At 54.0% G+C, this 21,086-nt stretch carries 21 protein-coding genes and 1 riboswitch; of the genes, 4 read left to right on the top strand and 17 right to left on the bottom strand.

Translation table 11 applies throughout. From position 1 onward, the window contains the following. Positions 1–203: 203 nt before the first annotated feature. Both GT3570_RS03040 and GT3570_RS03035 read left to right on the top strand, forming a co-directional pair. On the top strand, positions 204–1,094 hold the full coding sequence (locus GT3570_RS03040; RefSeq protein WP_011230136.1) for a PucR family transcriptional regulator: 891 nt from the start codon (positions 204–206) through the stop codon (positions 1,092–1,094). Between the two features lie 128 nt (positions 1,095–1,222). Next, positions 1,223–2,335, top strand: coding sequence for an ABC transporter ATP-binding protein (locus GT3570_RS03035; RefSeq protein WP_011230135.1), 1,113 nt, complete (start codon positions 1,223–1,225; stop codon positions 2,333–2,335). An 82-nt stretch (positions 2,336–2,417) separates the two neighbouring features. Here the strand turns inward: GT3570_RS03035 and GT3570_RS03030 are convergent, their stop codons facing one another. Next, positions 2,418–2,660, bottom strand: coding sequence for a hypothetical protein (locus GT3570_RS03030; protein ID WP_011230134.1), 243 nt, complete (start codon positions 2,658–2,660; stop codon positions 2,418–2,420). Positions 2,661–2,949: 289 nt separating this feature from the next. Here GT3570_RS03030 and GT3570_RS03025 point away from each other — a divergent pair, with 289 nt between their 5' ends. After that, on the top strand, positions 2,950–3,162 hold the full coding sequence (locus tag GT3570_RS03025) for an alpha/beta-type small acid-soluble spore protein (RefSeq protein ID WP_011230133.1): 213 nt from the start codon (positions 2,950–2,952) through the stop codon (positions 3,160–3,162). An 84-nt stretch (positions 3,163–3,246) separates the two neighbouring features. Here the strand turns inward: GT3570_RS03025 and GT3570_RS03020 are convergent, their stop codons facing one another. The 10 genes from GT3570_RS03020 to tenA all read right to left on the bottom strand — a co-directional run bounded on the left by GT3570_RS03020 (position 3,247) and on the right by tenA (position 12,297). Then, complete coding sequence (locus tag GT3570_RS03020; RefSeq protein ID WP_011230132.1) at positions 3,247–4,518, bottom strand: hemolysin family protein; 1,272 nt, start codon at positions 4,516–4,518, stop codon at positions 3,247–3,249. A 482-nt stretch (positions 4,519–5,000) separates the two neighbouring features. Further along, a complete protein-coding gene (locus GT3570_RS03015; RefSeq protein WP_062898426.1) occupies positions 5,001–6,026 on the bottom strand; it encodes a thiazole biosynthesis adenylyltransferase ThiF in 1,026 nt (341 codons plus the stop codon). After that, a complete protein-coding gene (locus GT3570_RS03010) occupies positions 6,023–6,790 on the bottom strand; it encodes a thiazole synthase (RefSeq protein ID WP_013146257.1) in 768 nt (255 codons plus the stop codon). The genes GT3570_RS03015 and GT3570_RS03010 overlap by 4 nt, the downstream gene beginning before the upstream one ends. A 2-nt stretch (positions 6,791–6,792) precedes the next feature. Beyond that, complete coding sequence (gene thiS / locus GT3570_RS03005) at positions 6,793–6,996, bottom strand: sulfur carrier protein ThiS (protein WP_011230128.1); 204 nt, start codon at positions 6,994–6,996, stop codon at positions 6,793–6,795. Then, a complete protein-coding gene (gene thiO, locus GT3570_RS03000; RefSeq protein WP_062898425.1) occupies positions 6,993–8,126 on the bottom strand; it encodes a glycine oxidase ThiO in 1,134 nt (377 codons plus the stop codon). The genes thiS and thiO overlap by 4 nt, the downstream gene beginning before the upstream one ends. 3 nt (positions 8,127–8,129) lie before the next feature. Next, positions 8,130–8,735, bottom strand: coding sequence for a thiazole tautomerase TenI (gene tenI / locus GT3570_RS02995; RefSeq protein ID WP_011230126.1), 606 nt, complete (start codon positions 8,733–8,735; stop codon positions 8,130–8,132). 16 nt (positions 8,736–8,751) lie between these two features. Further along, a complete protein-coding gene (locus GT3570_RS02990; RefSeq protein WP_011230125.1) occupies positions 8,752–9,534 on the bottom strand; it encodes an energy-coupling factor transporter transmembrane component T family protein in 783 nt (260 codons plus the stop codon). Then, positions 9,534–10,985 (bottom strand): ABC transporter ATP-binding protein, encoded by a 1,452-nt coding sequence (locus GT3570_RS02985; protein ID WP_011230124.1) that lies wholly within the window; start codon positions 10,983–10,985, stop codon positions 9,534–9,536. Before GT3570_RS02985 ends, GT3570_RS02990 begins: the two co-directional genes overlap by 1 nt. 14 nt (positions 10,986–10,999) lie before the next feature. Next, on the bottom strand, positions 11,000–11,590 hold the full coding sequence (locus GT3570_RS02980; RefSeq protein ID WP_011230123.1) for an ECF transporter S component: 591 nt from the start codon (positions 11,588–11,590) through the stop codon (positions 11,000–11,002). Between the two features lie 23 nt (positions 11,591–11,613). Then, entirely contained in the window at positions 11,614–12,297 is a 684-nt protein-coding gene (gene tenA, locus GT3570_RS02975) for a thiaminase II (protein WP_011230122.1), read from the bottom strand. 106 nt (positions 12,298–12,403) lie between these two features. After that, positions 12,404–12,511: riboswitch (TPP riboswitch) on the bottom strand. A gap of 142 nt (positions 12,512–12,653) precedes the next feature. Here tenA and GT3570_RS02970 point away from each other — a divergent pair. Continuing rightward, positions 12,654–13,838: a class I SAM-dependent rRNA methyltransferase gene (locus GT3570_RS02970; protein WP_025038991.1), complete on the top strand. Its 1,185-nt coding sequence runs from the start codon at positions 12,654–12,656 to the stop codon at positions 13,836–13,838. A 63-nt stretch (positions 13,839–13,901) separates the two neighbouring features. Here the strand turns inward: GT3570_RS02970 and GT3570_RS02965 are convergent, their stop codons facing one another. The 6 genes from GT3570_RS02965 to GT3570_RS02940 all read right to left on the bottom strand — a co-directional run bounded on the left by GT3570_RS02965 (position 13,902) and on the right by GT3570_RS02940 (position 21,073). Continuing rightward, the gene (locus tag GT3570_RS02965) at positions 13,902–15,107 is read right to left on the bottom strand and encodes an MFS transporter (protein ID WP_023634426.1); all 1,206 of its coding nucleotides are present in this window, start codon (positions 15,105–15,107) and stop codon (positions 13,902–13,904) included. 217 nt (positions 15,108–15,324) lie between these two features. Continuing rightward, complete coding sequence (locus tag GT3570_RS02960) at positions 15,325–15,861, bottom strand: YfiT family bacillithiol transferase (protein WP_011230120.1); 537 nt, start codon at positions 15,859–15,861, stop codon at positions 15,325–15,327. A 55-nt stretch (positions 15,862–15,916) separates the two neighbouring features. After that, positions 15,917–17,584 carry a glycoside hydrolase family 13 protein gene (locus GT3570_RS02955; protein ID WP_062898424.1) on the bottom strand — a complete coding sequence of 556 codons (1,668 nt, stop codon included), beginning with the start codon at positions 17,582–17,584 and terminating at the stop codon, positions 15,917–15,919. 139 nt (positions 17,585–17,723) lie between these two features. Further along, positions 17,724–18,650, bottom strand: a complete 927-nt coding sequence (locus GT3570_RS02950; RefSeq protein WP_011230118.1) for a ketopantoate reductase family protein — start codon at positions 18,648–18,650, stop codon at positions 17,724–17,726. 151 nt (positions 18,651–18,801) lie between these two features. Continuing rightward, positions 18,802–19,005, bottom strand: coding sequence for a YbdD/YjiX family protein (locus GT3570_RS02945; protein WP_011230117.1), 204 nt, complete (start codon positions 19,003–19,005; stop codon positions 18,802–18,804). Continuing rightward, positions 18,998–21,073 (bottom strand): carbon starvation CstA family protein, encoded by a 2,076-nt coding sequence (locus tag GT3570_RS02940; protein ID WP_011230116.1) that lies wholly within the window; start codon positions 21,071–21,073, stop codon positions 18,998–19,000. The genes GT3570_RS02945 and GT3570_RS02940 overlap by 8 nt, the downstream gene beginning before the upstream one ends. Positions 21,074–21,086: the final 13 nt, after the last annotated feature.

Raw genomic sequence — 21,086 nt, 5'->3', positions numbered from 1 at the left:
TTTGTTTTATGAAGCCTCTCCGCTAATGCGTTAGGCAGGGATCGTTCGAAACGACCGCTGTTGGCCAAGCCGCCCGTTCATCCTGCGGCTTTCCCGCTTTCATCCATTGTCTTTCTTTCCATTCGCGGAGATTTGGTATAATGAAAACAACGCCGATTCCTCTTCGGCGTGACATCATCCTTGACGGAAAGTGGTGCGCCGCGATGCTAAAAGAGCTCGAATCGCTTTATGAAGGGGACATCGTCATCAACGGTCAGCCGGAACACCCCGAAGATTACGAATGGTTTTATACCGCCGATGGCGATGAGATCGGCATCGCCAAGCATCGATTGACAGAGCAGGAGCGGCGATTGCTGGCGCTTTTTTTCACCCCCGCCGAGCGCCGACGCGAACCGGAAAGCGAAGAGGAGCGGGCATGGAAACGATGGATGGCAACCGGCGACCCAGCCGCGCTCGCTCGGCTCGCTGCTCCGTATTGCCGGTTCATTCATTTTACAGCCAGCCGGCCGATCGCCAACAAAGAGGAGTTTGCTGACGCTGTTCGCGGCTTATTTTCCTCCCCGGTTGCCATCGTCTGGGAACAAGATCGGCGCGGGCTGATCGTCGAAGCGAAACAAAAGCGGACGACGGAGCCGCCTTCGTTAGCGGACATGGCTGAGGCGCTCGCCGCTGATTTTTATACTGCCATTCATTTATTGATCGGCCCAATCCGCTCCGTCGATGAACGGCTATATGAATCGTTTCTCCTTGAAAAAGAGTGTTTTTCCGCCGCTCGGCGCTTTTGGCCGAAACGAACGGTGTACGAATGGGAAGACGTCATTCCGCTTCCGCTCTTTGAAGAAGGAGCAGTCAGTGAGAAAGCCCGCCGGACCCTCTCGTTTCTTGACGGATTCGACGAGGAGGAAGTGCGGGCGATGGAGACGTTTTTGCAATGCAACTTAAACGTCTCGATGGCAGCGAAAAAGCTGTATATGCACCGCAATAGTTTGCAATATCGAATCGATAAATGGACGGAGCAAACTGGTGTTGACATCAAACGGTTCAAAGGGGCGGCAGCCGTCTATTTGGCTATCTTGCACCGGCGCCGTTCGTAATCCCCCGCTTTTTTGTCATGTCGCCGAAAATCGGCGGCATTTTTTGTGCACCTCGTCCATTTACGAATGTTCCTATTTTTCTATACACTAATGGCAAGAAAACGATTTCGGCGATGAGGAGGATGGTTATGGCAGAACTCATTCTTGATCATATTTACAAAATTTACGACAACAATGTGGTCGCCGTCAAAGACTTCAATTTACATATTCAAGACAAAGAGTTTATCGTATTTGTCGGCCCGTCCGGCTGCGGCAAATCCACCACGTTGCGGATGATCGCCGGCCTTGAGGAAATTTCCAAAGGCGATCTTTACATCGACGGCAAACGAATGAACGATGTGCCGCCGAAAGACCGCGACATCGCCATGGTGTTCCAAAACTACGCTCTGTATCCACATATGAGCGTCTATGACAACATGGCGTTCGGTTTAAAACTGCGCAAATTCCCGAAAGCGGAAATTGACAAACGCGTCCGCGAGGCGGCGCGCATTCTTGGGCTCGAGCAATATTTGGACCGCAAACCGAAAGCGCTCTCCGGCGGGCAGCGGCAGCGCGTGGCATTGGGACGGGCCATCGTCCGCGATGCAAAAGTGTTTTTAATGGACGAGCCGCTCTCGAACTTGGATGCGAAACTGCGGGTGCAAATGCGCTCAGAGATCGCGAAGCTCCATCAGCGCTTGGAAACGACGACCATTTACGTCACCCACGACCAAACGGAAGCCATGACAATGGCCACCCGTCTTGTCGTCATGAAAGACGGCGTCATCCAGCAAGTCGGGACGCCGCGCGAGGTATACGAAAAACCGGAAAACATTTTTGTCGGCGGCTTTATCGGTTCACCGGCCATGAACTTCCTTCGTGGAACGCTGCAAGACGGCAAGTTTGTCGTCGGCCAAACATCGTTTGGCATTCCGGAAGGAAAAATGAAAGTGTTGCGTGAGCAAGGGTATGTCGGCAAGGAAGTGATTTTAGGCATTCGTCCGGAAGACATTCACGACGAACCGCTCTTCCTTGAAGCATCTCCGGCGACGAAAGTTACCGCTCTCGTCGAAGTCGCCGAGCTGCTTGGCGCTGAATCGATGATCTATTTTAGCATCGACAACCAAGAATTGGTCGCTCGCATCGACGCCCGCACGGAAATCAAGCCGGGCCACCGGATTGACCTGGCGCTTGATATGAACAAAGCGCATTTCTTTGACGTTGAAACGGAACGGCGCATCCGGGCGGCGGATGAAAAGTAACCCCCCATTGTTGTTCATATAGATTCATTCGAAGGCGTTCCGAAAAAACGGAACGCCTTTCCTTTCCACTCCATCAACAGCCTTATTCCTTGATAAAACGCACTTCCTCCTCATGGCAAGTCGGACAGTAAAACAAATGAACACATTCATGATTCGTATACGTGCGCAAATAGCCGTCGACAAGCTTCATGACGTCCGCATCCATGTACGGGCTGTAGTCATCGAAATAATCTGTAACTTTCCCATGATCTTCCATTGGTTGCCGGCAGTAGCTGCAATACACCGTCACCCGGCGCAACCCGTTGCACAGCGGGCATACATTCATGCTGCTTCCTCCTCTAAGATGTTCCTTATCTTTACATATTCCCTAATGGTGACGGCGGTAAAACGTTAAAAATTCCCATATTCTCACCATGCATAACAGGCAAAAAACGTCCCAAACTATGAGTACCGCCAGCGAAATCACCCATCCGTTGCAACAGGGACGCTGGCGAAGCCAAAGGCGGGTGGGCCGGTGGGTTCAGCCAAGCTTGGCACACGCCTTGCAGCGTGAAGTGTTGGTGCAAATCCAACCACCCCAACCATCAAAAATTTTTAAGAGGAGATGATCAACGATGGCACGCAACAATAACAACAACCAACTGTTAGTCGCTGGTGCTCAACAAGCCATTGATCAAATGAAGTACGAAATCGCCCAAGAATTTGGTGTGAACCTCGGCGCTGACACGACTTCTCGCGCGAACGGTTCGGTCGGCGGCGAAATTACGAAACGTCTTGTCGCCATGGCTCAGCAACAACTTGGGGGCCAATTCGGAAACATTCAATAACCGCCTTAACGAACAACTTCATATAGATGGCAAACGCCCCGGGCAGTCAGCCCGGGGCGCTTTCATATGGGAACGGGGAGCGAATCAGGCGCCTCCCGCCTGCTCGGCAAGCGGTTGGCTCAATGAGACAAGCACTTTGCGAATGCGCCGATTGTCGACTTGGCGGACGGTGAACGTCAGCGATCCATATTGCAACGTTTCGCCGACTGCTGGAATACGCTCAAACATCTCAAAAATCCAACCACCCAACGTATGCGATTCGCTCCTTGGCACGTCGATGTTCATCACTTCGCAAAATTCATCCAGCGGCAGTTCGGCGCTGAACTCGAAGCTGTGCTCGTCGATTTGGCGCACCGTTTTCACCGCTTCATCATGCTCATCCCATATTTCGCCGACAATTTGCTCGAGAATATCTTCGAGCGTAATGAGTCCAGCGGTGCCGCCAAACTCGTCGACGACGATCGCCATATGCACTTTGCTTTTTTGCAGCTCCGGCAGAAGATCCGACACTTTCATGGACTCGACAACGAACAACGGCTGGCGCAACAAATCGCGGATGCGCACCTCCCGCTTTTGCACAAGCTCGCTGAAAAAGTCGCTTTCCGACAAAATGCCGATCACGTTGTCAATATCCCCTTCATAGACCGGGATGCGGGAATATTTCTCTTCCAAAAACACGTCGCGAATCTCTTCAATCGGCTGGTTCACTTCCACCGCCACCATATCAGCACGCGGCGTGAAAATTTCTCCGACCAAAATTTCATCAAAATCGAGCGAACGTTGGATCAATTCTTTTTCTTTGTTGTCGATGACCCCTTCTTCTTCACTCAGCTCAACCATCACTTTAATATCTTCCTCCGTAACAGCCGGCACAGCCACCCCATTGGCGAACCTCTTGGCGATTCGATCTTTTAAGGCTTGGAGCGACGCCGTAACCGGCGTCATCAACTTCATCAGCCCATAGGCAAGGCCGGCGTATCGGATGGCGAGCTGCTCCGCATGCTCTTTCGCCATCGATTTTGGCAAAATTTCACCGAAGACGACAAATAATACTGTCATCACCGCCAGCGTGGCAAACAAGCCCATCTGTTCCCCAAGCAACGAAACGGCAATGTCCGTAAAGAGCACGACCGTCACGACGCTGGTGAGGCGGTTGGCCACAGCAAGCGCCAACAACACGCGGTCAAGCTGACCGATCACCGCTTGGAGACGCTTATTGTGCAGATGCTCTTCCGCATAATGCCGCAACCGTGCCTTGCTTGCCGAAGAAAACGCGGCTTCTGCTGAAGCGAACAGTGCATTGGCGAGCAGGGAGAGGAAAAACCACCCGAACAACCTTAACGGCCACTCTTCCAATGAATCTTCACACTCCTATGGATGGTGACTATGTTATTCATATCCATTTTTCCGCCGAATCATGCTTGTAAAAGCCACACTTGCCGCGCTAAGCGGAAACAAAGCGATGCGACCGGCAGCAGCCGTTTTCGCTCTTCCTATCTTAAATATAACAAATTTTTCGCCAACTGACTATAGCTGGCGAGTTATCCTTCCATATAAATCCAGACAACCAAAAAGAAAAATGCGCCGGATGAACCGAGGCGCATCATGATTCAAGCCAACAGGAACCAATCAAATACACAAGAACAAGCAATGAGGCAATGTTGAATGTCACCGACCACTCGGCCATTCGTCTTCCCCTCCCTTTTCTTCCCCTCTTTCATCGTACCATATTGCCGGCGGGAAAAGCAGGGAGGAGAAGGGTGTCTTTTTGACAGTTTGATGAACAAAACAAGGGCGTCCTCCCATCAATGGACACCCTTATTTCATTTTCTCTCGTTTCAACCTAAATAGCGGTAATAGATCGCCTTTGCCTCCTGCACGTCTTTCGTGCCGTGCACAAGCGCACGGCCGTCGCGAAAGACAACCAATCGCTTGTCGCCGAGCGAAACGGAGACAAGATACGGGTTCGCTTCCGCTTGAAGCCCTTGGCGGCGAAACAGCTCCGCCAATTCATTCAAGTCGTACTGGCGCGGGGCAGGCGGACGGATTTGCACAGAATCGCGCCCGCACAAGACGGCAGTCTTCGTCCGTTGTTCATAGGAAAGAAACGGATAAGATGGATGACGTCCGCACGTCGGGCAACCGTCCTTTTTCACCCCGTCAATGCGAATGGAGGCGTATTCGTTCGTCCAAAGGTCAAACGAAACGAGCTTGCCGCGGAGCGCCGACCAGTCCTCCACTAAAATTTTTAACGCCTCAGCCATCTGATAGCTGACAACCATTTGCACCGCTGGGCTGATAATGCCGGCCGTATCGCACGTCAATCCCCCTTGCGGCACCGTTTCAAGCAAGCAATACAAACAAGGCGTGCGGTTCGGAATGAAGGCGCAGCTTAAACCGTAACTGCCGACACAAGCGCCATAAATCCACGGAATGTTGTACTTGTAGGCAACGTCATTGATGACAAGGCGCGTATCAAAATTATCTGTCGCATCGATCCATAAGTCAGGGCGTTGCTTGAGGGCGATCGTTTCCAATTCTTCTGGGCCGGCGTCGCCGACAATGGCCTCGATCTCAACCTCGCTGTTGATTTGTTCAAGGCGCCGTTTGGCGGCGATCGTCTTTGGCAGCCGCTCCTTCGCATCCGCTTCGCTGTACAGTTGCTGGCGTTGCAAATTGCTCCATTCGACGTAATCGCGGTCAATGATTGTCAATTTGCCGATGCCGGCGCGAACGAGCGCTTCGGCGTTGCCTGTGCCGAGCGCTCCGGCGCCGACTAACACGACATGCTTTCCCCGTATTTTCTTTTGCCCTTCCTCGCCAATCGGTGCAAATAGTTGCTGCCGGGAATACCGTTCGTTCAAACAACACTCATTCCTTCCGTTGGACTGCTCGCTGACGCGTACCGTTTTTTCGGGATGCGTCCGGCTTCATAGCCGAGCCGGCCCGCTTCCACCGCCAGCTTCATCGCTTTCGCCATTTTCACTGGATCGGCCGCGCCGGAAACAGCGGTGTTCAAGAGCACCCCATCCGCGCCAAGCTCCATCGCCAGCGCCGCGTCCGCCGGTCCACCGATGCCGGCGTCGACAATGACCGGCACGTTCGCCTGCTCAATGATAAAGCTCAAATTGAGCGGATTGATGATGCCTTGCCCGGACCCGATCGGCGAGGCGCCCGGCATGATCGCATGGCAGCCAAGCTCCTCTAGCCGCTTCGCCAGCACGACATCATCGGATGTGTACGGCAACACGATAAACCCTTCCTCAAGCAGCATTTCCGCCGCTTTCAACGTCTCGATCGGGTCTGGGAGGAGCGTTTTGTCGCAGCCGATCACTTCTACTTTTATCATATCACACAATCCGGATGCCTTGGCGAGTCGGGCGATGCGCACCGCTTCTTCGGCCGTTTTCGCCCCGGCGGTGTTCGGCAAAAGCTTATATTTGCTTAAATCGAGCTGCTCTAAAAAGTTCGGCTGCTCCGGGGAAAAGATGTTCATCCGCCGGACGGCGAACGTTAAAATTTCCGCCCCTGATGCTTCCACCGCTTCTTTTTGCACGTCCAAGCTCGGATATTTGCCCGTGCCGAGCAACAGCCGCGAAGAAAATTCATATGGGCCAATTTTCAACATCATCAACCGCCTCCTACAAAATGAACGATTTCCACGCGATCACCATCGCATAGCACCGTCGTCCCATACTCATGTTTTTGGATGATGCGGACATTGACTTCGACGATGCAAAGCTTGTTCTCAAGCCGGAAATGGGCAAGCAAATCGCCCACCGTTTTCACCTCGTCGGGCACGGCGACCGTCTCCCCGTTAATCACTAACGTCATTCCACCCCCACCTTTCCGATATGGCGTGTCAACGAAAATGGCGCAAGATCAAACGCCGTCTCTTTCCGCTCCACTAAGTCGGCGACAAGCAGACCGGTCAATGGGCTGAGCAAAATGCCGTTCCGGTAATGGCCGGCAGCGACGAATAAGCCGCGCCGCTCCGGATGCTCGCCTAGATAAGGCAAGCCGTCTTCGGTCTGCGGCCGAATGCCGCTCCATGATGCCACCCATTCCGCCTGTTCGATGTCCGGAACAAGGTGGGCGGCGCGGTGAAGCAAGTTCATCACCCCACCGGCCGATACACGTCGATCGAACGTGCCGGGCGTGGACGTCGCTCCGATGAGCAGCCGGTTTCCTGATTTCGGAACGATGTAGTAGCCGTTTTTCGCAAATACAGTCGTTTGCAACAACGGAACCGGGGCGCGCACCATGACGCATTCTCCTTTGACCGGATAAACGGAAAGCGAAAGCCCGACCCGCGCGCCGAGCCGCGCCGCCCAAGCGCCGGAAGCGATGACGACCGCCTCGGCGGCAAACGTCCCGCCTGTTGTGTCTAACACATGCCCACTGCTGTCGGAACGGATGTCGAACACTTCCGTATACTCGTACAGACAAGCGCCGGCGGAGGCGGCGGCATAGGCAAGAGCGGCGGCCAAATCCGGAGCGCTCACTTGCCCATCGCCAGGGATGTACATCGCGCCGGCAAGCGCTTCCGCCGCAAGACGCGGCTCCATTTCAAGCGCCTCCCCTTTCGTGAGCCACTGCACCGGTTCGCCTATGCCCCGCCAAAATGTATAATGGCGATAGAGATCGTCTGCTTCCTCTTCCGTTGTCGCTAGTTTGATCAATCCTTTTTCGACAAGGCCGATATCGATGCCGGTCCTCTCCCTCAGCTCTTCAGCCAAGGCCGGCATGAGAGCTCGGCTTTGCAAGGCAAGCGGCACAAGCGGGCTTGACGTCGAAAACTCGGATTGCGCCCCAAGCATGCCGGCTGCCGCGCTTGACGCCCCGCTTCCCATCGTTCCTTTTTCAAAAATGGCGACGCGATGCCGCCGCTTGGCGAGCTCAAAACCGATGGCCGCCCCAATCACCCCGCCGCCGACGATGGCGACGTCATACCGATGCGTCATCCCCTATCCCCTCCCTTTCACGATGTCTGCCAGCCGTTTAGCCTCAGCAACGGGGTCAGCAGCGAAAAAAACAGCCGACAATACTGCCACCCCGGCTGCGCCCGCTTCCAGCACCCGACGAGCGTTGCCGGCGTGAATGCCGCCAATGGCGATGACTGGAATGGACACGGCGGCCGCGATTTCCGCAAGCGAGTCCAGACCGCGCGGCGGCAAACCGGGCTTGCTGTCCGTCGGAAAAATATGGCCATACAAACAAAAGTGAGCGCCATCCTGTTCGGCCTGTTTCGCCTCCTCCGACCCGTGCACCGAGCAACCAACCGTCAAGTCCGGAAACGAGCGGCGGACGGCGCGCACCGGCAGGCTGTGATAAGCAAGCTGCACACCTTTGACACCGTAGACAGCGGCGACATCAACCCGGTCATTGACGATGATTTTTTGCAGCGGCACCCCGACGCGAAGCAGTGCCGCGACAAACGCCGCCACTTCACGCGCCGTCTTCCCTTTTTCGCGAATATGAATCAGGTCGGCATACGGATGGGTGTGCGCACAAATCGCGGCAAATTCGTCAACCGTCTGACGCCCGGTGGAAACGAAATGGAGAACCCCCATCGCCATCCCTTTCTTTCTACCGTACATCGCTTATAGAAATATACGGATAATGAACACCGACATAGTAGGCGGCGAACATCAAAGCGGCAAACAAGGCGACAAGCCAAATATCATATTTGCCGAACCCGATTTCATAATAAAACGTGCGCCGCCCGCTGCCGGAAAATTGTTTCGCTTCCATCGCCACGGCGATGCGCTGGGCGCGGCGGATGCTTTGCGACAACAGCGGAATGGCGTAGCGCTTCACTTTGCTGAGGACGCCCTTATTCGGCACGCCGCGCACTGTTAACGCATAGCGGATCGCCTGAAACTCTTCAAGCATAATCGGCAATAGGCGAACGGCCGCCAAAAAACTGTACGCATACTTTGGCTTCAGTCTCAACTGCTGCATGAGCGAATAAAACAACGGAACCGGCCGGGTCGTCAGCGAAAAAATCAATCCGAGAAGCCCAAGCGCCAAAGCGCGAAACCCGATGTGCACCCCGCGCCAAAAACTTTCCGCTGTAACATGGATGAGCCCCCAGCGAACCCATGTCGTCGTTCCCTCGCCAAACATCATCATCGATGAAGCCGTCGAAACAAACACGAGGAAAAACGGCAAAAACAGCCAAAACAACACATTCGCCGGATAGCCGGTGCCAAAGCAAAACAAAACGAAGAGAGCGAGCGAAACGTTAATCAGCACGTTCGGGTTATGAATGAACAAGACAGCGAAAAAGAGCACGACAAGCACAATGAGCTTCAAACTCGGGTTCGTCTCATGAAGCCATGTCTCGCGGCAGCGAACCTCCCATTTCATCACCCTGCCCCACCTTCCGCCAACACCGGCTCTCGGATGTCAAGCCGTTCGTCCCGAACGAGCGCCCCATCTTCAATCACCCACTGTCTCGTCGCAAAGCGGCGGACGATTTGTTCGTCATGTGTAACCATCATGATCGCCGCCCCTTGTTCACGGTATGCTTCAAGCATTTCGAGCAACGCGAACGTATTTTTTGCATCTTGCCCAAATGTCGGCTCATCAAGCAAAAAGAGGCGCTGGCCGGCGACGATCGAAGCGGCGACGCTCAACCGCCGCTTTTGTCCGACCGACAGTTGGTACGGGTGCTGGTCTTGCTGCTCAACAAGGTCAAATTCACGCAACAGACGGTCGACGATTCCCTCAATTTCCTCTTTCGGCCGCCCCTCAAGCCGAAGCGAGTAGGCGAGCTCTTCGCGAACGGAATGGGCGACAAATTGCCATTCCGGATTTTGGAAAACAAACGCAATATGGCGGTAAAGCGGGTGTTGCCGCTTGATGTCGGCGCCTAGCAGCATATACTCTCCGTCCGTGCGGATGAGTTGCATAAGCGCGTGCAGCAACGTGCTTTTACCGGCGCCGTTTTTTCCGGTGACGGCAATCCATTCGCCGGCGTGCACCGTTGCTTCAGGAACATAGATTTTCGCCTCCCGGCCGCGGAACCCGCGAAAACGGGCGAGGCGAAGAAGCTCCTCGCCTCGATGGCGATTTCGCCGCCTTGCCGTCCGGTCATAGTCATCCCAGACGCCTGGATACCAAATCCCTTCAGCGGCAATGACGTCTTTATAGTCGGAAAACACCGCCTTCGCCTCGCCGTCGGCGATGATGCGCCCATCGCGGCCGAACAAGACAATGCGATCCACAAAGTCGAGCACATGGTCAATTTTATGCTCGACGATGATGACCGTTTTGCCGCGGCCCACCTGCTTCACCGTTTGCCATACCGCCTTCGTCCCTTCTTCATCAAGCAGCGCCGTCGGCTCATCCAAAAACAAGACATCCGGCTCAAGCGCCAGCACCGAAGCAAGAGCCAATCGCTGCTTCATTCCACCGGAAAGCGTATGAATATCCGTATGCGGAGCGATCTCCAAACCGACTTGGTTCAGCAGGGCACGGATGCGGACGGGCATCTCGTGGCGCGGCACGCTTCGATTTTCGAGGGCAAAAGCGATTTCCTCGTCCGCATACGGCATGCAAAATTGCGCATCAGGATCTTGGAAAACATAGCCCCACCGTTCCGGCCGCTTAAGGCGCTCCGCTTTCATCGGCACATCGATCGAGCGGGGAATGATGCCAGCCATCACTTGCAATAATGTCGACTTGCCGCATCCGGACGGACCAAGGAGGAGCACTTTCTCCCCCTCGGCAATCGAAAGCGACAAGTCGCGAAACAGCAGCCCGTCGCTCCCGGGAAATTTCAGGCGCAGCCGATCAATCGCAATTGCTTGTTTCATCGCCATTCGCCGCCTTACCGGTTCAATGCATCGTAATCGTCTTTCGAGGCCGGCCGCCACATTTGCGTCACTCCGGTTTTTTCGAGCGCTTTCGCCAATGAAACAGCAAGCACGCCGGAGATGAGGATGGCGCCGATAAAACGCGCCAGCAAAAAGAGCGCCATATTCCATGGGGCGAGCGCCTCAATATAGCCTTTGTAAAAGTCCATGATGAGCGAGCCAATCGTCGCCCCGACCGCGCCGAGCGATACAACGAACGTATCAAAGCGCCGATAGCGGAAGGCGGCAAAGACGAGCTCGGCCAACAGCCCTTGAACGACCCCGTAAATGAGCACTTCAAGCCCCCATTGCGATCCCATGATCAGCTCGCCGGACGAAGCCGCAATCTCCGCGAGCAACGCCACCCCTGGCTTGCGAATGAGCAAATAAGCGAGCGAGGAGGCGATAAACCACATGCCGTAAATGAATTGATCGAGATGAAACCCTACTGCTCCCACCGCGCTATATAGCGGTCCCCATAATTTGTAAATAACGCCAAACACAATCGCAATGACGATCGTCGTTAAAATATCCACCAATCTTAACCCTTTTGTCTTCACTTCCATCCTGTTCTCCTCCTTGTCTCACGTCAACGGCTCGCCGCCAATTCAGCCGACGGCCACTGCTCAAGCCGATACGCCATCTCCCAAAACTCGTACTCATATTCGCTGCTGATGAGGAAATGCCGCTTCATCCGATGGCGATCCTCTTCGGTGACCTCGTCAGCGATGTCGTCAAGCCGCGCGATTTGCTCTTCCACAAGCGAGCGGAACCAGTCCGAACTGTAGGTGCCGATCCATTTTTCATAAATCGGATCGTTCGGGCGGCACGTTTTCAAGCGCTCGCCAATTTCGTAATACAGCCAGTAGCACGGCAAAATGGCGGCGATAACATCACCGAGATGCCCTTCGTACGCCGCGCGGTACATGTGCGACGTATAGGCGTACGCCGTCGGCGCCGGAATGAACGCCGCCCTTTCCTCTTCTGTAATGCCCAAGAGCTCGGCGAACGTTTCATGCAGAGACAGCTCGGCTTCGCACGTGCTTTGTGCATGGTGCGCCAACCGGGCTGTCGTCGCCAAATCCGGCGATTTCGCCGCCCCGATCGCCTGCACGCGGGCAAAATGGCGCAAATAATAGGCATCTTGCATCACGTAATAGCGAAACTTCTCGCGCGCAAGCGTCCCTTGGCCAAGCTCCTGAACAAACGGATGGCGGAAACTCGCCTGCCAGATCGGATCGGCCGCTTGGCGCAATTGTTTGGCAAATGACATTCGTTTTCCCCCTTTTTGGCAAAATAAAAACGCCGCTTCCTTTGCCGATTGGCGTAAAGAAAGCGGCGTGGGCATGCGACGTTGGCAAGGCAAAGCCTAGCCTTGCTGTGCTGCTCCTCCACTTCCCTACGCTGGCATTACCCAGATCAGGTGCTAAGGGTCTCAAAGGCACACTTTGATCTCAGCCTTTCTAAAGGCCCCCCTAGTGGATGATGGTGCAATTTTCAGTTTTCTTTACACTTAATCATACCATGGCACGAACGATTGTCAATCTTTTTTTCTCCGACGTTGCGCTATGCGTTGCAATCCGCTATGATGGAAACGCAGCAATTGACGACGGAATGGGAGTGGAAACGATGGCGAAGGTCATCCTGAAAAGAGAACGGAAAAAACGGCTTGAGCAAGGGCATCCATGGATTTTTCAAAGTGAAGTCGACCGCATCGAAGGCGATGCTGCGCCGGGCGACTTCGTTGACGTTTACAATCATCAAGGGTATTGGCTGGCGAAAGGATATATCAACCCCGCTTCGCAAATCATCGTCCGCGTCTTGACGCAAAACCCAAACGATGAACTCGATGAGCGCTTTTTCATCGACCGCATCCGTCAGGCGTGGGCGTACCGTGAACGGATGATTCCCGGCGTTCGCTCCTGCCGCGCCGTCTATGGCGAAGCCGACTTTTTGCCCGGATTGATCGTCGACAAATATGAAGATGTGCTTGTTGTGCAAATTTTGGCGCTCGGCATGGAAAGGCGGAAAGACTGGATTTTGCGCGGCTTGCTTGACGTGTTTGCCCCAAGGGCCATTTATTTGCGCAACGATGTGTCCGTTCGGGAGCTTGAGGGTCTCAAACAAGAAAAAGGCTTTTGGTACGGGGAAGCGGAAACGGAAATCGAAATCGAGGAAAACGGCGTGAAATACATCGTCGATATTGAAAACGGACAAAAAACCGGCTTTTTCTTCGACCAACGGCAAAACCGCGCCGCTCTTCGTCCGCTCATCGGTCCGGAGACAACCGTGCTCGACTGCTTCACCCATACCGGCTCGTTTATGCTAAACGCTTGTCTGTATGGGGCAAAACATGCTACTGCCGTCGATATTTCCGAACATGCCATCGAAACGGCGAAACGGAACGCCGCGTTAAACGGATTCACGAACGTTGAATTTGTCGTCGCCAACGCCTTCGACTATTTGCGCGAATCAGTGCGCGCCGGCAAACAGTGGGATGTCGTCATCATCGACCCGCCGGCATTCGCGAAATCGGCCCATGCCGTCCCGAAGGCGCTGCGCGGCTATAAAGACATTAACTTAAACGGATTGAAGCTTGTCAAAGACGGCGGCTTTTTCGTCACATCAAGCTGCTCGTACCACGTCCGCCCGCACCTATTTCAAGAAATGATCGCTGATGCGGCATTTGACGCAAAAAAAGTGCTGCGCCAAGTATATTGGAACGGCGCCGGCTACGACCACCCGAAACTCCTTGCCGCGGAAGAAGGCGACTACTTAAAATTCGCCATTTACGAAGTGCATTCCCGGCGGTGACGAGCCGCCCTCAAAGGCCGTTTCGATGCGCCGCTGGGCAGAAAAAACGCCTAGGGGTTATCCCTAAGCGTTTTTTCGTTCCCGGGGGCGAAGCGATTGTTCTTTATGCAAGACCGACAGATAGACAAGCATCGAAAGGAACACCGAACCGCTAGCAGCTAAATAAATGCTCGGATAGCCGAACCAATGGCTGATTTGGCCAAACACTATCGCCCCGACGCCGACCCCTAAATCAAAAAACGAGAAAAATGTCGCGTTCGCCATTCCCTTGCGGTGGGCAGGCGCCCGCTCGACGGACCACGCCTGCAGCCCCGGTTGCACCATGCCAAAGCCGAAACCGTACAGCACCGCCGCCAAAAGCAACGCCCATTCTCCCGGCAGCCAAGCGAGAAGAAGCATCGCCAGCAAAATAAGCCCCGCACCAGGGAGAAAGACGGCCCGATGCCCTTTTCGGTCATACAACTGGCCAGCGAACGTTCGCGTCACCATCAAGGCAAGCGCGTAAAGCAAAAAGTACAGCTGCAGGCCGCCGATCTGTTTTTGCGCCGTATATAGAGGCAAGAATGAGGCGATGCCGCCGAACGTCACCGTCAAGAAAAACAACAGCAACGACGGGGTCAAAGCGCTTTTTTCATACAAATCCCATCTGTTCGCCCCTTTGCCATGCACGGCTTCCGCTTTTTTATACGTGATTGCGGCGGCAAACAGCACCGAAGCGACTCCAAGCGCCGCACAAATGGCAAACAGATGGCTAAACGGAATCATAGCGGCAAGCACAAGTCCAAGCGACGGACCAAACGCCAAGGCGATATTCCCAGACAGCCCGTAATAGCCCATTCCTTCCCCGCGGCGACTCGCTGGAATGATGTCCGTCGCCACCGTTCCGGAAGCGGTTGTCGAAAACCCCCAGCCGATTCCTTGGACGACCCGCATCAAAAAGAGAAGGAAAATGCTTGAGACCAAGCTGTAGGAACCGACAGAAATGACAAAAATGAGAAGCCCCAATAAAAACACAAACCGGCGCCCTTTCGTCTCAAGCGCATGGCCGGCGAACGGACGGACGATGAGCGCCGAAAACGTAAACACACCGACGACAACGCCAATCAGCTGATCATTGCCGCCCAAATGCTCGACAAACAGCGGAAGGGTCGGCAACGTCATTTGAAACCCAAGAAACACAAAAAAATTGGCCAAACAAATCAAAACAAAATCTTTCGTCCATATTTTTTCTTTTTGTTCTGCAATAAGCGGCTGCTGCTCCGCTCCCATACCGATCCCCCTTGCGAACTATGTATTTCGTGTCCCTTAATATTTGTTAGTATAACATAATCCTATGCCGCCGTTTAAGCAAAATGCTATTTCACCGTTCTCCCGGCAGGATGACGACAAAAAAGCCCCGCCCAGCCGGCGGTTCCCGGGTGTTGTTTGCGCAGCACCATCCTTCTATGATGCATGAAGAAAAAAGCCGCCGAAGAATCGGCAGCCTTTACCATCCTTTTCGTTTGCGCAACGACGCAACTTGCGCGGTATGATGCTTCCCATGCCATGCATACAACGCGGTCAATACATACAGCGGCATCTCCCCCGCTGCCCCTTCCGGCCGAACGGTTCGGTGAAAATCTGCCTCCGTCATCGATTCAAGCAACGCCGCCCATCGCGCATGCAGCCCGTCAAGCAATAAAAGCGACGGTTCAATGGGCAACAAGCAAGCATCGGCCGTTTTCGCCCATTCGCTTTCCGCAAACGGCTTCACCGTTGGGCCGTCTTCCGTCACTCCCCATTTCGTGCGCAAAAACGCATTCATGCTTGCATCAGCCAAATGATGGACGACTTGGGCAACCGTCCAGCCGCCTTCGCGGTACGGCGTGTTCAGCTGCTCATCGTTCAAGCCGGAAACAGCGGTTCTTAAGTCGCTCGGCAGCCCGCGGATGGCAGCAATCCACTCTTGCACCTCCCCAGCCTCAAACTGCTGCGGCGCTTGAAACGTTCCGATCGGGTAGCGAATCGGATCGACCGTTGCCATGTTGATCATCTCCCTTCCGTATGCATTTATTCCACACGGAAAGGCAAATTCCTTCTTATTCTTTCCAGATGTATACGCGCGCCTCGTACGGCTTCAGCTTAAAACGCGTCGCATTTTTATGCGGACGGACCGGGTAGTTCGAAAGCGCCAAATCGCTTGACTGAAGGCGGAAGCCGTCATAGCGGTAAAGTGAAGGACGATCGGATACGTTGACAATGATAAGCGCCCGATCGCGGCCAAGCGTTCTTGTGTACGCGTAAATGGATGGGTTGTTTTCCAAAAGCAGATCGTACGTTCCATAAACAAACAGCTCGTTCGCTTTCCGAAGCTGAATCATTTGTCGATAAAACGACCATACCGAGTTCGGGTCGCGCCGCTCGGCCTCGACATTGATCGTACGATAGTTTTCGTTCACCTTGATCCATGGCGTACCTGTCGTGAATCCAGCGTTTGGGGCACCAGACCATTGCATCGGGGTGCGCGAGTTGTCGCGCCCGGTTTGCCAAATGATCTTCATCACTTCCTCATGTGTCCGGCCGTTCGCCCGTTCGAGTTCATACAGACGCAAGGCAGCGACATCGCGGTAGTCGCGAATGTCGGAGAATTGCACGTTCGTCATCCCGATCTCTTGCCCTTGGTAAATGAACGGCGTCCCTTGCATGAAAAAGTAGAGCGCGCCAAGCGCCTTCGCGCTCTCCGCCCAATACTCGCCGTCATTTCCCCATGTCGACACTGATCGAGGCAAGTCGTGGTTTTCCAAAAAGAGCGCGTTCCACCCACGGTTTTCCAATCCTTTTTGCCATTTCGTCAACGTCCGCTTCAGCCGGCGGACATCGATCGAACCATCGGCTTTCCTTTTCCAAAGCCCTAAATGCTCAAACTGAAAAATCATATGAAACACGCCGTTTTCTTCCCCGACCCATTGTTCGGCCTCATCAACCGTTACTCCGTTCGCCTCGCCGACCGTCATAATGTCATATCGTGCAAACGTTTGCTCTTTCAACTCTCGCAAATACTCCATAATCCCTGGCTGGTTCATGTGCGCAGCAAATGACGGCACGTACTTCAGCCCCTTCGGATTTGGCAAATCGGGAAGACCCGGCTTTTTCTTAATGTGGGAAATCGCGTCGATGCGAAAGCCGTCGATGCCTTTATCCAGCCACCAGTTGATCATCGCATAAAGCGCCCGCCGCACTTCGTCGTTTTCCCAATTCAAGTCGGGCTGTTTGACGTCAAAAATATGCAAGTAATACTGACCCGTCCGCTCGTCATACTGCCATGCCGAGCCGCCGAAAATGCTTTCCCAGTTGTTCGGTTCGCGCCCATCTTTGCCGTCGCGCCAAATGTACCAGTCGCGCTTCGGATTGTCTCGCGATGACCGCGATTCGATAAACCACGGATGCTCATCACTCGTATGATTGATGACCAAATCCAAAATGATTTTCAACCCGCGCCGATGGGCTTGGGCAAGCAATTCATCGAAGTCATCCATCGTTCCAAACTCATCCATAATGGCATAATAATCGCTGATGTCATATCCGTTATCGGCGTTCGGCGACCGGTAAATCGGACAAATCCAAACGATGTCGACTCCAAGCTCCACCAAATAATCCAGCTTTTCGATGATGCCGCGAAGATCACCGATGCCGTCGCCGTTGGCATCCATAAAGCTGCGAGGATAAATTTGATACGCAACGCCTTCTTTCCACCATGTTTTTTTCAAGGCTGCCTCCTCCTTGTGCACACGTTTTCACTATTAACTGTACACTATATTGGTGCGGTAAACAACTTCTCTTTTTCTCAAAAAACAGCCGTTTGGCGGGGCTGCACGCTCCTGCCAAACGGCTGGGTTGAACAACTGGTCACTCACCGGTTGCGCGGCTCGCTTCGTAAATTTTTAAATTGTGATATACCACCTCGAGCATCGGAGCATGGATGCCATGCCGCTTCGCCAATGCTAGCAAATACCCTTGCAAATGATCGGCTTCAATGAGCTGTCCTTTTTCCATATCGCGCTGCATGGACGATTTCATCGTTGGGGCGATCTGCTCGAGCTGGGTGCGCTGCCGCTCGGCCATTTCATCGGTCAGCGGCGCCCCATGCGCCTGAATGATCGTTTTGATTTCCCGAAACAGCCGATCGATGATGACGCTCCCGTACTCCCCGGAACGGATCGGCCCGATCGGGGCGCGGAACAGCGTTGTCACGCCCGACATCGTCGCGATAAACAAATATTTGTTCCACATATCAGCTGCAATTTGTTCGCTTAGGCGAAAGCAGGCGTTAGCGCCGGCAAACAACGATGCAAGCACCTCCGTTCGCTCGCTCCGCCCGTTTGGCCATTCACCGAAACGCATCTCATGCGCCGGGCTCGTTTGGATGATCTCCCCTCTCTCGTTTAACGTCGTTTCGATAAAGCAAAGCCCGCCTAAGACATTCTCGCGGCCGAACGCCTTCCATAACGCATCCATATGGGCCATGCCATTTAACAACGGCAAAATCATCGTCGCCTCTCCAACATACGGTTTCGCGTCGGCGATGGCGCCGTCTAAATGGTACGCTTTGCTTGAGAACACGACAAGATCAAATGGCTCGGCCGATTCGCCGGCAACAAGCAATTTCGGCGCCAATCCCACATCGCCATGGACACTGTGGATGACAAGCCCATATTTCTCCAGTTCCTGTTTTCTGCGCTCGCGAACAAGAAACGTTACGTCCACCCCTTTTTCAAGCAGACGGCCGCCGAAATACCCGCCGACCGCTCCTGCTCCGACAAACAGAATGCGCATCATATGTACAGCTCCTTTCTCCACTGAGGGTTGATCCAACGCTCCCAACGTCTTTCACAAAAACCATGCCGCCAATCGAACATTTTCTCAGCGATGATGAACAAGAAGAAAAAAGGAAGAAGGGAACGCGCCCCTCCTTCCTTCCCGTTTGCTAGCAGCAACGCGACACTTTGCCGCCTTTAGCATTGTAGCGTGCCTCTTGCGCCTCGCAGAAAAACTCTTTCCGCGACTTAATCGGCTCGCCAGGATGATGGGTTTTCATATGCTCGACATATTTTTCATAGCTCGGCACACCGACAAGCAAGTCAAGAAACTGCCGGCGATAAGCCAAAACGTTTTGCAGCCATTTAGGCATAGTGCTTCGCTCCTTCTCCATCGCGCGGCACGTACGGCGCTTCCTTGAGCGGCACATGTTTGTTTTGCAATACTTTGATCCAAATGTTCAACGCCGAGATCAGCATCGCGATCACAACGAGCATGAAAATCGCGCACAATGTCGCATCAATGTAATCGTTCATAATAATTTGCCGCATTTGCGCCTCATTCGTTGCCGGCGCCAAAATTTTGCCTTGGCTCAAGCTGTCTTGGAACATTTTCGCATGCGACAAGAAACCAATTTTGACATTTTCGTGGAACAGTTTTTGATACCCGGCTGTCAGCGTGACGACCAAAAGCCATGTTGTCGGCACGAGCGTGACCCAAACATATGCCTTTTTGCCCATTTTAAATAGAACCGTCGTCGCAAACAACAAGGCGATGCCAGCCAACATTTGATTGGCGATGCCAAACAGCGGCCATAGCGTGTTGATGCCGCCGAGCGGGTCGACGACGCCTTGGTACAGGAAGTAACCCCACGCCAGTACGCAAAGGGTCGTAGCGATCAAGTTCGAGGCAAGCGAATCCGTTTTGCCGAGCGGTTTGTAAAACGTGCCCATAATGTCTTGGATCATGAAACGGCCGACGCGCGTGCCGGCGTCAATCGTCGTCAAGATGAACAGCGCTTCAAACAGGATGGCAAAGTGATACCAGAACGCCATAAGCGCCTTGCCGCCGATGACGCTCGATAAAATGTGCGCCATCCCGATCGCCAACGTCGGCGCCCCGCCCGTGCGTGACAACACCGTTTGTTCGCCGACGTCTTTCGCCAACTGCGCAAGCATATCCGGCGTGACGGTGAAGCCCCATGACGATACCACTTTTGCCGCCTGCGCCACATCGGTTCCGATGACAGCAGCCGGGCTGTTGATGGCAAAATACGCCCCTGGCGTCAAGACGCAAGCCGCCACCATCGCCATGACAGCGACGAACGACTCCATCAGCATCGCACCGTAGCCGATCGGCCGCGCATGGCTTTCAAGCTCAATCATCTTCGGCGTTGTGCCGGATGAAACGAGCGCGTGGAATCCAGACACCGCGCCGCAAGCGATCGTAATGAACAAGAACGGGAACAAGTTGCCTGCAAACACCGGCCCGGTGCCATCGATAAATTTCGTCACTGCCGGCATTTGCAAGTCCGGCATGACGACGAAAATGCCGAGCGCCAATCCGACAATCGTGCCGATTTTCAAGAACGTGCTCAAATAGTCGCGCGGCGCCAACAACAGCCATACCGGCAACGCCGAAGCGACAAAGCCATAAATGATCATTAAGATGGCGATCGTTTCCCCTTTTAGCGTAAACATCGCCGAGAGTGTCGGGTGCTCCGCGACATATTGCCCGACCACGATCGACAAAATCAACAGCACAAATCCCCCAAGCGACGCTTCAGCAACGCGCCCTGGACGGATGAAGCGCATGTAAATGCCCATCAAAATCGCAATCGGAATCGTCGCGGCGATCGTAAACATCCCCCACGGGCTTCCGACAAGCGCTTTCACGACAACGAGCGCCAATACGGCCAATAAAATAATCATAATGCCCAAAATGCCAAGCGCTGCGATAAAGCCCGTCACCGGACCCATTTCTTCCTTAATCATTTCGCCGAGCGACTTCCCGTTGCGGCGCATCGAAGCGAACAAAATGACAAAGTCTTGCACCGCTCCGCCGAGCACAACGCCGATCACAATCCAAAGCGTCCCAGGCAGATAGCCCATCTGCGCGGCCAAAATCGGTCCGACAAGCGGTCCCGCACCCGCAATAGCGGCAAAGTGATGACCAAATAGCACCCATTTGTTCGTCGGAACATAGTCCTTCCCGTCATTGAACACTTCCGCTGGCGTTTTCCGGTTATCATCAAGACCAAACACTTTGCGGGCGATAAACCGGCTGTAAAACCGATAAGCGACCGCATACGTGCAGACGGCGGCGACGATAAGCCACATGGCGTTGACCGATTCGCCGCGGCTTAAAGCCAAAATGGCAAACGCTGCGGCCCCAAGGACGGAAATCAGGCCCCATAACAAAATCGATTTTAGCCCCTTCACACGGCTTCCCCCT

This window comes from Geobacillus thermoleovorans, assembly GCF_001610955.1.
GTDB lineage: Bacteria > Bacillota > Bacilli > Bacillales > Anoxybacillaceae > Geobacillus > Geobacillus thermoleovorans.
This window is presented reverse-complemented; position numbering and strand designations above follow the sequence as displayed.

Excerpts from the sequence above, each read along its gene's own strand:
- GT3570_RS02985 (WP_011230124.1), bottom strand. The coding sequence starts at position 10,985 with ATGAAACAAGCAATTGCGATTGATCGGCTGCGCCTGAAATTTCCCGGG.
- GT3570_RS02965 (WP_023634426.1), bottom strand. The coding sequence starts at position 15,107 with ATGGGAGCGGAGCAGCAGCCGCTTATTGCAGAACAAAAAGAAAAAATA.
- tenI (WP_011230126.1), bottom strand. The coding sequence starts at position 8,735 with ATGGGGGTTCTCCATTTCGTTTCCACCGGGCGTCAGACGGTTGACGAA.
- GT3570_RS02990 (WP_011230125.1), bottom strand. The coding sequence starts at position 9,534 with ATGAAATGGGAGGTTCGCTGCCGCGAGACATGGCTTCATGAGACGAAC.
- GT3570_RS03010 (WP_013146257.1), bottom strand. The coding sequence starts at position 6,790 with ATGTTGAAAATTGGCCCATATGAATTTTCTTCGCGGCTGTTGCTCGGC.
- GT3570_RS02980 (WP_011230123.1), bottom strand. The coding sequence starts at position 11,590 with ATGGAAGTGAAGACAAAAGGGTTAAGATTGGTGGATATTTTAACGACG.
- GT3570_RS03030 (WP_011230134.1), bottom strand. The coding sequence starts at position 2,660 with ATGAATGTATGCCCGCTGTGCAACGGGTTGCGCCGGGTGACGGTGTAT.
- GT3570_RS02945 (WP_011230117.1), bottom strand. The coding sequence starts at position 19,005 with ATGCCTAAATGGCTGCAAAACGTTTTGGCTTATCGCCGGCAGTTTCTT.
- tenA (WP_011230122.1), bottom strand. The coding sequence starts at position 12,297 with ATGTCATTTGCCAAACAATTGCGCCAAGCGGCCGATCCGATCTGGCAG.
- GT3570_RS02960 (WP_011230120.1), bottom strand. The coding sequence starts at position 15,861 with ATGGCAACGGTCGATCCGATTCGCTACCCGATCGGAACGTTTCAAGCG.
- GT3570_RS03040 (WP_011230136.1), top strand. The coding sequence starts at position 204 with ATGCTAAAAGAGCTCGAATCGCTTTATGAAGGGGACATCGTCATCAAC.
- GT3570_RS02970 (WP_025038991.1), top strand. The coding sequence starts at position 12,654 with ATGGCGAAGGTCATCCTGAAAAGAGAACGGAAAAAACGGCTTGAGCAA.
- thiS (WP_011230128.1), bottom strand. The coding sequence starts at position 6,996 with ATGACGTTAGTGATTAACGGGGAGACGGTCGCCGTGCCCGACGAGGTG.
- thiO (WP_062898425.1), bottom strand. The coding sequence starts at position 8,126 with ATGACGCATCGGTATGACGTCGCCATCGTCGGCGGCGGGGTGATTGGG.
- GT3570_RS02950 (WP_011230118.1), bottom strand. The coding sequence starts at position 18,650 with ATGCGCATTCTGTTTGTCGGAGCAGGAGCGGTCGGCGGGTATTTCGGC.
- GT3570_RS03025 (WP_011230133.1), top strand. The coding sequence starts at position 2,950 with ATGGCACGCAACAATAACAACAACCAACTGTTAGTCGCTGGTGCTCAA.
- GT3570_RS03035 (WP_011230135.1), top strand. The coding sequence starts at position 1,223 with ATGGCAGAACTCATTCTTGATCATATTTACAAAATTTACGACAACAAT.